Genomic DNA, 1252 nt, shown 5'->3' with positions numbered 1-1252 from the left:
CGCCGCGCACGGACGGGACCACGGGACCGCTGCCTCCGTGCGGCGTCGTCGCCGCCCGGCCCCCGGCGCAGGGCGGCGTCCCCGCCACCACGGCCGCCTCTGGGCCCTCCCCGGAACGCGGTGCCCCGGCCGTCCCGAAGTGCTGGTGTCGTCACGGAATGCGACAGGAGTGTTCGGCGTTTACGAACATGACAAGCGGGCCCTCGCGGCGCTACCTTCGAGGGGTCATCGGGGTGTGCACAGGGGAGGAACCATGTCGTCGAGGAGCGAGGCCCGCACCGGGTTGCTGTTCGGGTTTGCGGCCTTCGGCATGTGGGGGCTTCTCCCGCTCTACTGGCACCTGCTGTCGACGACGGCGGCGAGTGAGGTGCTGTCCCACCGCATGGTCTGGTCGCTGCCCACGGCGGTGCTGATGCTGGTGGTGGTACGCCGCTGGTCGTGGATACGCGTCCTGCTGCACCAGCCCCGCAAGCTGGGGCTGGTGGCCCTGTCCGCCGCGCTGATCTCCGTCAACTGGTGGCTGTTCATCTGGGCGGTCAGCGTCGGCCGGGTACTGGAGGCCTCCCTCGGCTACTTCATCAACCCGCTGATCACCATCGCCATCGGCGTGGTGGTGCTGCGGGAGCGGCTGCGCCCGGCGCAGTGGACGGCCGTCGGCGTCGGCGCGCTGGCCGTGGTCGTGATGTCGATCGCCTACGGACAGATGCCCTGGGTGTCGCTCATCCTGAGCGTGAGCTTCGCCGCCTACGGGCTGATCAAGAAGCAGACCGGACTCGACGGGCTGGAGGGCTTCAGCGCCGACTCCGCCCTCCAGTTCCTGCCCGCGCTCGGCTTCCTGATCCTCCTCAGCGCCCGCGGTGAGTCCACCTTCACCACCGAGGGGCCGACGCACGCGCTGCTGCTGGCCGGCGCCGGCCTGGCCACCGCACTGCCGCTGATCTTCTTCGGCGCGGCCACCGTGCGGGTGCCGCTCTCGACGATCGGGCTGATGCAGTACATCGCCCCCTCCACCATGTTCGTGCTCGGTGTCGCCGTCTTCCACGAGGAGATGCCGCCCGAGCGCTGGGCCGGCTTCCTGCTGGTGTGGCTCGCCCTGGCCCTGCTCACCTTCGACGCCCTGCGCAACGCCCACCGGGGCCGCGCCCGGCTGCGTGCCACCGCCGCCCAGGTGGTGCCGGAGAACGCCGCAGCAGCCGAGCAGCCGACCGTACCGGCGGGCCCGTCGGGTGCCCCCGTCACGGGTGCCGCCGCG

1 protein-coding gene is annotated in these 1252 nt (G+C 71.8%); it reads left to right on the top strand.

The window, feature by feature from the left end; all coding sequences use genetic code 11:
• Nucleotides 1-253 precede the first annotated feature (253 nt).
• Nucleotides 254-1252 (top strand): EamA family transporter RarD (gene rarD, locus ACYVE9_RS27370; protein ID WP_461030579.1); only part of this gene is annotated, 999 nt, incomplete at its 3' end.

This window comes from Streptomyces sparsus (assembly GCF_054776295.1).
The sequence above is the reverse complement of the archived record's forward strand: the minus strand, read 5'-3'. Positions and strand labels throughout refer to the sequence as shown.